Annotated in this window: 7 protein-coding genes; all 7 read left to right on the top strand. The window is 71.4% G+C overall.

From position 1 onward, the window contains the following. The coding region (locus tag AB0H32_RS44575; RefSeq protein ID WP_361134229.1) for an FCD domain-containing protein at positions 1 to 417 on the top strand (417 nt) is incomplete at its 5' end. Further along, positions 414 to 1,853, top strand: a complete 1,440-nt coding sequence (locus AB0H32_RS44570; protein WP_361134226.1) for a hypothetical protein — start codon at positions 414 to 416, stop codon at positions 1,851 to 1,853. The genes AB0H32_RS44575 and AB0H32_RS44570, both read left to right, overlap by 4 nt. Next, the gene (locus AB0H32_RS44565; protein WP_361134223.1) at positions 1,850 to 3,700 is read left to right on the top strand and encodes a GMC family oxidoreductase; all 1,851 of its coding nucleotides are present in this window, start codon (positions 1,850 to 1,852) and stop codon (positions 3,698 to 3,700) included. Before AB0H32_RS44570 ends, AB0H32_RS44565 begins: the two co-directional genes overlap by 4 nt. A gap of 397 nt (positions 3,701 to 4,097) precedes the next feature. After that, on the top strand, positions 4,098 to 4,922 hold the full coding sequence (locus AB0H32_RS44560; RefSeq protein ID WP_361134220.1) for a GntR family transcriptional regulator: 825 nt from the start codon (positions 4,098 to 4,100) through the stop codon (positions 4,920 to 4,922). A 5-nt stretch (positions 4,923 to 4,927) separates the two neighbouring features. After that, positions 4,928 to 6,253: an MFS transporter gene (locus AB0H32_RS44555; protein ID WP_361134217.1), complete on the top strand. Its 1,326-nt coding sequence runs from the start codon at positions 4,928 to 4,930 to the stop codon at positions 6,251 to 6,253. Between the two features lie 231 nt (positions 6,254 to 6,484). Next, positions 6,485 to 8,305 carry an ABC transporter ATP-binding protein gene (locus AB0H32_RS44550; protein WP_361134214.1) on the top strand — a complete coding sequence of 607 codons (1,821 nt, stop codon included), beginning with the start codon at positions 6,485 to 6,487 and terminating at the stop codon, positions 8,303 to 8,305. 128 nt (positions 8,306 to 8,433) lie between these two features. Further along, a partial coding sequence (locus AB0H32_RS44545) for a DUF1905 domain-containing protein (RefSeq protein WP_361134211.1) occupies positions 8,434 to 8,693 on the top strand: 260 nt, incomplete at its 3' end.

Below are 8,693 nucleotides of genomic sequence, written 5' to 3'. Positions count from 1 at the left end.
CGCCCCGACTGGATCGGTGAGGTCTTCGAAGTGCGGCGCAGCATCGGAGCGCTGATCGCCGAGCGGGCCGCGGCCCGGGCAACCCGCCGGCAACGGGCGGAGCTCCGCGCGCTGCTGGCGGCCGTCGGGGACGCGGCCGACACCGACGCCGTACAGCTCGCGGACATCGAGGTCCACCGCGCCCTGGCCCGCGCCACCGGCAACCGTGTCTACGTCCTGCTGACCAACACCCTCTTCAACGCCTATCTGCCGGTGCGCGCCGCGCTCAGGGGACCGTTCACCGACGCCCGGGTGGCCCGCGGGCGGCTGGAACCGGTGGTCGACGCGGTGGAGGCCGGCGACGAGACCGGCGCCCGACGGGCGGCCGAGGAGTATCTGACGACGACCGAGCGGATCATGCTGGAGGGCCTCGCATGAGCGCGCCGACGACCACACCCGCCGCCACGCGCCATGCCCCACCCACTCGCGGCACCCTCTTCCGCGAGACGATGCTCGGCACACTGCGACGTGACGACGAGGACCGTGTCCGCCGGGTTCGCCTGGATCTCACGGTGACGGCGGATCGACACCTACGGCTTCTCGGCACCACGCAGGCCCGCGCCACCGGCCGGATACGGATCGCAGGATGGGCCGACGACCCAGCCGCCGACGGCGAGTTGGAGATCTCGCCGCTCGCACGACACAGGATCCGCTACCGCATCGCCTTCACGGCCGACGGCCGCCGACTGACCCTCGACGGCTGGAAATCCGTCACCCCGCGCTGTCCTGTGGCCTCGATGACGGTGCTGCCGTACACCCTCTACGAGGACGGCGCACGGATCGGCACGGGCACCCTGCGCTTCCCCCTCGGCACACAACTCCTCCCGTTCCTCGCCAGTTTCCGGTTCCCACGGCGCGAGGACCCCGGCGCGATCCTCGCGCCCCGCTGGCGCGGCGAGCCGGGCCGCACCGAGGTCTGGTACACCACCCTCACCGACCCGGACACCGGCACCGGACTGTGGCTGCACCACGAACTGACCGCACCGGCGGACGGATCCGCACCCTACGCGCACGGCTGGGCCGCGGTCTTCCCCAAGGACGGCCCCGTGCGGCACGCGCGCTTCGGCCCCGCCGCGTGGACACCCGTGGAGCACGGCTTCAGGGCCGACGGGGTCGAGGCCGGGCCCGGACGTCTGTCGGGGTCGGCCGAGGGCGGCGCCCTGCGCTGGGACCTGACCGAACGGCCCACGGACCAGCCGCTGTTCACCTTTCCCCGCTGGTCCTGGCGCCGGCCCCTGCTGCCTGCCGCCCAGCTGCTCCCCGCCGCCCGGGCCTCCTACGACGGCACCTTCACCGCCGACGACACCAGTCTGACCCTTACCTCGGCCCCGGGTGCGTCCGCCCGGATCTACGGCCACGGCAACGCCCGCCGCTGGGCCTGGCTGCACGCCGACCTCGGCGGCGGAGACGTCCTGGAGATCGTCGCCGCCGTCTCCATGCGCCCCGGACTGCGCAGGCTTCCCCCCTTGGTCTTCCTCCGACTGCGCCGGCAGGGCCGCACCTGGCCCCGCCGTGCCGAGCGGACCGCGGTCGGCTGGGCCGGAGCGGGGCGCTTCCGCGCCGGCATCGCCCTGCCCACGTGGACGGTCACCGGCCGCGCCGGCCTGCGCCGCATCCGCGTAGCGGTCACCCAACCACCTGACCGAACCCTCGCCCTCGACTACACCGACCCCGACGGCAGTCGCGCGACATGCCACAACAGCGAGCGCGCCGACGCGCACGTCCTGCTGGAACGGTGGTGGTTCGGAGGCTGGCGCACCGAGGCCGAATGGACCTTGGAGGGCACCGCACACGCGGAGGTGGGGACCCGATGAGCCTCACCGGCCTCGTGGCCGCCCTCGTCGCCGACGACGGCACCACCGACTGGCCCCGGCGCGTGCCCGCCCGGCTGGAGGCCGTCCTCACGGCGATGCCGCTCGCCGCCCGGGCCGGCCTGCGGGCAGCGGCGCACGGCATGGACGCCTACTCCCTGGCGCGCACCGGACGCACCCTGGACGCACTCACCGCGCCCGAACGCGACCGCGTGCTGGGCGAAGTCGGCGCACACCGCACGCTCCTGCCGCTCCTGGACGTGCTCAAGGTGCCCGTCCTTCTGGCGGCCGGAACAGAACGGATGCTTCAGAGCACTCCCGCACCGCATGCCCTCACGCCCGAGGACCCACCCCTCGATGTCACGCCCGCACACGCCTGGCCCGCGCGCTCCACGGCGGACGCCGTGGTCATCGGCTCCGGCGCGGGCGGTGCCATGGCCGCACGGACCCTGGCCCGCGCCGGACTGGACGTCGTCGTCCTCGAAGAGGGACAGCACCACCGCACCGCCTCCTTCGGCCGGCGCACACCCCTTGACCGGTTCACCGAGCTGTACCGGGACGGCGGAGCCACCGTCGCCCTCGGCAACCCACCCGTGCTGCTGCCGACGGGCCGAGCCGTCGGCGGCACCACGATCGTCAACTCCGGCACCTGCTACCGCACTCCGGACCATGTCCTCGACCGCTGGAGCAAGGACTTCGGATTCACACCCGCCGACGGCCTCGACCGGCATCTGGACGAGGTCGAGCGCACCCTGCGAGTGGCCACCCAACCCCTCGATGTGCTCGGTGCCAACGGCCGCATCGCACTCGCCGGTGCCCGTGAACTGGGCTGGCAGGCAGCGCCCCTGCGCCGCAACGCGCCCGGCTGCCGGGGCTCCTGCCAGTGCGTGGTGGGCTGCCCGACCGGCGCCAAACAGAGCGTGCAGCTCTCGGTGCTGCCCGACGCCTGCGCAGTGGGCGCACGCATCGTCACCGGTGCACGGGTCGAGCGCATCCTCGTCGACGCGGACCGTCCCTCAGGTCCGCACGCGTCCGGCGTGCGCGTCCTGCGGCACGACGGCGAGTCCGGGCCCGACGGCGCGTTCGAGATTCTCGCGCCCCTGGTCGTCGTAGCGGCGGGCGCACTGCAGTCCCCGCCGCTGCTGCGTCGCTCCGGCCTCGGCCGCCACCCCGGGATCGGCCGCAACCTGAGCATCCACCCGGCCACGAGCGTCGCCGGACGATTCCCCGAACCGGTCACCGCATGGAAGGGCGTGCTGCAGAGCGTCGGAGTGGAGGAGCACCACCCCCGGGGCGTCCTCATCGAAGCCACCGCCACCCCGCCCGGCATGGGCTCCTTCATCCTCCCCGGACTCGGCCGGGAACTGCGCCGCGAACTGGAGAACGCCGACCATCTCGCCACCCTCGGCGCGATGATCGCCGACCGCCCCTCCGGCCGCGTCCTCGGCCGCGGGCAGACGCTGATCCAGTACGACCTCGACCCCCGCGACGCAGGCCGTCTCATGCGCGCCGTCCGCGCCATGGGCGAGATGCTGTTCGCCGCGGGCGCCGAGGAGGTCCTCACCGGCATCCCGAGCACGCCCCGCGTGCGCAGCCTCGCGGAACTGGACACCGTCCTCGCCGGTACGAGCGCACGACGCCTCCACCTGTCGGCCTACCACCCCACCGGCACGGTCGCCGCGGGCGCAGACCCCGAGCGCTTCCCGGCCGACCCCTGGGGCCGGCTGCGCGGCGTGCACGGAGTACTGGTCGCGGATGCGGCGGTGCTCCCCAGCTGCCCTCAGGTCAACCCCCAGCTGAGCATCATGGCGGCGGCCCTGGCGATCGCCGAGGCGTCCGTCCGCACATGAGACGCAGGGCGGCGGTGCACCACAGGGCACGGCGAGGCCCGGAATTCCCAGCACCTTTCCCAGCGCCTTTCCCAGCACCCGCGCACGCCGCCCGCGGTGCGTCGGCAGCGGCCGGACACCACAGAGCCCCTCAGGACCGGTTCACCTGATTGAGTCCGCCGCTGCCGGGAACGCGGGCAGAACATCTCCCCTTTCCCATCGGGCACCTGTGCAGAGCGACTCCGCTTTCGCATCGGACGCTCGTGGAGGGCGACTCCTCATGTGCATCGGGTGCCCGCGCACAACCGCAGTACACCGAGCGTATTTCTACTCCAGTAGCTTTCACGCGGTGCAGTAGCTTGCCAACGCCGCCCGGAATCACCGGCTGCCGCACAGCAGAGCAACAGGAGAGTCGTACATGCCCCGAGGAGCGCCGTACCTTGCCGTGGCCGATGCGCTGCGCGCTCGGATTCTGGCGGGAGAATGGCGAATCGGGGATCGCCTGCCGTCCCGGGCACAACTCGCCGAGGAATACCGGGTCGGGCGCAACGTCATGCAGCGGTCCGTGGACCGTCTGATCATCGAGGGTCTCCTCGAAGGACGCGCGGGCTCCGGCACCTACGTCCGCATACCGCGCGAGCGCCTGCGCATGGTCCGCTCGCGGCACCGCGAACGCTGGGGCTCCCCGTCCCGCGTCGGCATGAACGAGCGAGGCCGGGCCAACGCCTGGGATTCACACAGCCAGGTGCGCGTCCCCGCCCCCGACGCCATCGCCGATCGGCTCGCCATCAGCCCCGGAGACCTCTGCGTCCGCACGCACTACGAATTCCTCGCCGACGGGCAGCCCGTGCAACTCTCCGAATCGTGGGAGCCGATGGCCATCACCGACGGAACGCCGGTCGTTCTGCCCGAGACGGGTCCCCTCGCGGGAAAAGGGGTGGTCGAGCGCATGCGCTCCATCGGCGTGTTCGTCGAGACGGTGGTCGAGCTGCCACGCCCGGCTCGCGCCACCCAGGCTCAGGCGAACCTGCTGGGGACAACCGTCGGGGACCTCGTCCTCCAGATCGAGCGGACCATTTACGACACCGGCGGACGCCCGGTGGAAACGGCCGACATCGTCATTCCGGACGCGCGGCGGGAAGTGGTCTACGAGTTCGGGATCGACCAGCCCTGGCCGGGCCCCTGCAGGCCGCCTGGTTCCCGCTCGTCAGTGGAGCGGCCTTTCAAAGCCGACGGCAGGTGACTCGCATGTGGAAATCCCTGCGCCTCGGACTCCTACGCGATCCGGACTTCGGGCGGTTGTTCGCCGCGACAGCACTCGGACAGCTGGGCGACCGCATCCTTTTCCTGGCGTTGCCGCTCGTCGCCATCGTGGCGTTGAGCGCCGACGAGTTCCAGGTCGGCTTGCTGACCGCCATGACCACGGCCGGATCGCTCCTGGTCGGACTGCCGGCCGGCGCATGGGTGGACCGCATGCGGAAGCGATCGGTGATGATCGGCACCGATCTCGTCAGGGCGCTCGTCCTGTTGACGATACCGATGGCGTGGTGGGCCGGCCTCCTGACGATCTGGTGGCTCTACGCCGTCGCACTCGTCCATGGAGTGCTGACCGTCTTCTTCGACGTCGCGTACGTCAGCTGTCTGCCGCACCTGGTGGGACGGGACAACCTCGTTGAAGGAAACTCGAAGCTCTCGGCCATACGCTCGGTGACCAGCATCAGCGGGCCGGCGGTGGCGGGCCCGCTGGTCGGCTGGGCCGGAGCCCCCGCAACCCTCCTGGCCAGTTCGGTCGGGATGGCCCTGTCGGGTGTGCTCGCGATCGGCATCCGCAAGGGCGAAAAGGAGCCGCAGCCGAGCACGCGCCCGCGACTGGGCCGGGACATCAGGGAGGGGCTGAAGTTCGTTCTCAGGCATCCCGCCCTGCGCGCAACCATCATGGGGGACGCGACGTTCAACCTCTTCCTGGTCATGTATCAGACCATGTTGCTGGTCTTCCTGAAGAGGGAGATGGGCCTCGGGTCCTCCGACATCGGCCTCGTCCTGTCGGGAATGGGATGCGGCGCGCTGCTGGGCGCGCTGCTGGCGACTCGGGTCTCGAAGCGGATCGGACAAGGCCCGGTCATCTGGATCGCGCCCCTCGTCACCTGTCCGCCGACCGCCTTGATGCCGTTGGCGCGCCCCGGCTGGAGCGTGTACGCGGCGGCGATCGGACTCGCTGCTCTGTCGCTGGGGGGAGTCGTCCGCTTCGTCGCCCAGTCGAGCATCCAGCAGGCCCTCACACCGGATCGACTCCTGGGCCGGATGAGCGCGACAGCCCGATTCGTGTCCTGGGGCGGCATTCCTCTGGGCGGTGTCCTGGGCGGCGCCTCGGGCTCCGCCTTCGGGGCGGCGACCACCCTGTGGATCGGTGCAGTCGGCATGACCGCAAGCTTTCTCCCGAACTTCCTGTCACCGCTTCGCGCCATGCGCAGCGAGCCCGAGGAGGGAGAGCCCGAACCCGTGTCCCGGGGACCCTCGGGCCGGGAAGCCGTGCGCCGCACCGGTCCGCACGGAGTGGCTCGTCGTGACGCATGAGGCGTCAGTCCGCGATGCGTTCACACATTCGAGTGGAACGGCCCGTCCCGCGGGCCGCGCGCGGGTCCGCGCAGGCATCCTGTCGTGCCTGAACACCCGTGAGAAAGGCCGCATTTGCGTACCGACACCGACACCAGCTCTGATTCCGGCTCCGACTCCGACAAACCCGCCCCGTCCCCTGAGGAACTCCGGTTACGGTCCCCGAAGGAGACCGTCTTCACACGGAACTCGGTGACCACCTGGTCCATGGCCCGGCGCCTGCCGCAACTCGTCAGACGAGCCCTGCTGCTGGGCTGGCGGGTGAACCGGACCTCCGTGATCGTTCTCCTCGCGTGCCAGGCCGCCTCCGCCGTCCTCGAAGCGTTCGGCCTGGTCGCCACCACCAGCACCATCACCGCCCTGATCGCCTCCGGCCACATCCAGGACCGGCTCGTGGACGCCCTTCCCGCGATCGGCGTCCTCGCCGCGGCCGCCGGAGCCCGAGCCCTCCTCGGGATCGCGATCGTCAACGTCTCCAGCCGCCTGTCGCCGCGGATCTCCCGGGAGGCCGAACTCGAGATGCTGAACGCGGCCGTGCACGCCGAACTCGCCGCCTACGACCACCCCGGCTTCAACGACCGGTGGGACAACGCCGACCGGGGCGCCGCGGTCGCCCAGGACCTGATCACCGAGTCCCAGCAACTCATGTCCTGCGTCGCCTCGATCGTCGCGGCTGCCGGAGTACTCACCGTCCTGCACCCCGTTCTGCTGCCGTTGCTGGTCGTCGCCGTCCTTCCCCAGGGCATCGCCAGCATGAAGGGTGCCCGCATCCACTACGAGAGCAACCGGGCCATGGCGTCCGAGCGCCGCACCCTCGCTCTGCTGCGCTGGTTCATCGCGGACAAGGAGACCGCCGACCAGCTCCGCTCCAGCACGATGGCCGACTTCCTGCTCGGCCGCTACCGGGCCATCGGCGCCCGCGTCGACACGGTCACCGACAGAGCCGTGCACCAGGGCGCCCGCTACGCCCTCATCGGCGCCTTCACCGGCGGGATCGCCTCCGCCGGCGTGTGGGGCGCGCTCGGCCTGCTCCTCGCCACCGGTCACATGTCGGTCGCGTCCGCCGGAACAGCGGTCTTCGCGCTGCGGACGGTCGGCTCGTCCCTGCGGGGCGTGGTCGGCTACGGCACGCAGTTGTTCCGTACGGGGCTGTACTTCGACGACTGGGTGGATTTCATCGAGGAGGCGGGCGGCCACCGCATGAACCGCGGAACCGCCACCACCGGATCTCCCGAGGTCGTCCGGGCCGAAGCGCTCACCTACCGGTACCCGGATGCCGACCGGCCCGCGCTGGAGAAGGTCACCCTGGAAGTCCGCCGGGGCGAAATCCTCGCCCTGGTCGGCGAGAACGGCTCGGGCAAGACCACCCTGTCGAAGCTGCTGACCGGCCTGTACGTGCCCACCGAGGGGGCGGTCACCTGGGACGGCCGCCACATCGGCGACCTCGACCCGCACCATCTGTGGACACAGACCGCCGTCGTCCCGCAGTCGTTCGCGCACTGGCCGCTTCCCGCCCGCGAGAACATCACTCTCGGCCAGCCCCATGGCGGCGACGAGACCGTGCACCGGGCCGCCGAGCGGTCAGGCGCCCACGAAGTCGTCGGCGAACTCCGCAGCGGCCTCGACACCCTCCTGGCCCGCGAGTGGTTCGGCGGCGTCGAACTCTCCGGCGGACAGTGGCAGCGCATCGCCATCGCCCGCGCCTTCTACCGTCCCGCCGGGCTTCTCGTCATGGACGAACCCACCAGCGCCCTCGATGCCCGAGCCGAACACCGCATCTTCAGCGGCATCCGCGAGATCGCCCGGGACCGCGCCGTCGTCCTCGTCACGCACCGCCTCGCCAACGTCGCCGTGGCGGACCATATCGTCGTCCTCGACCACGGCCGGGTCATCCAGCGAGGCACCTTCGACCAACTCGTCGACGAACCCGGCCTCTTCCGCGAACTGTGGGACCTGCAGAACGACCGGGGCGTGCCGGGCCAGCGCAGCCACAGCGAGGAGAGGACGGGGTGACCGGCACCCCCGATCACGCCGTGGGCCGCCGCTCTCCGCACCGACACGGAGCGCCTCGCCCTCACCACCACGGCACGGTATGTTCGCGCGGCGCGACCTGACCGTCCTCCAGGAAGGAGACCGACCTCATGGAGTTCGCCTTTTCCGGCCAGGTGATCGAATGGCGCGGGCCGTCGCCCTACTACTTCGTTCCCGTGCCGGACGAGGAGTGCGCCGACATCCGGGAAGTGGCGGCCATGGCCACTTACGGCTGGGGCGTGATCCCGGTCCGGGCCCGGATCGGTGAGATCGCCTTCGAGACGTCGCTCTTCCCCAAGGACGGCAGTTACCTGCTGCCGCTCAAGGCGGCCGTGCGCAAGCCGCACGGCCTCTCGGCCGGGGACGACGT

It is taken from the genome of Streptomyces sp. NPDC020362 (assembly GCF_040642095.1).
Taxonomy (GTDB): Bacteria; Actinomycetota; Actinomycetes; order Streptomycetales; family Streptomycetaceae; genus Streptomyces.
This window is presented reverse-complemented; position numbering and strand designations above follow the sequence as displayed.

Coding starts and splice junctions, on each gene's coding strand:
- AB0H32_RS44570 (WP_361134226.1), top strand. CDS start 414: ATGAGCGCGCCGACGACCACACCCGCCGCCACGCGCCATGCCCCACCC.
- AB0H32_RS44565 (WP_361134223.1), top strand. CDS start 1,850: ATGAGCCTCACCGGCCTCGTGGCCGCCCTCGTCGCCGACGACGGCACC.
- AB0H32_RS44560 (WP_361134220.1), top strand. CDS start 4,098: ATGCCCCGAGGAGCGCCGTACCTTGCCGTGGCCGATGCGCTGCGCGCT.
- AB0H32_RS44555 (WP_361134217.1), top strand. CDS start 4,928: ATGTGGAAATCCCTGCGCCTCGGACTCCTACGCGATCCGGACTTCGGG.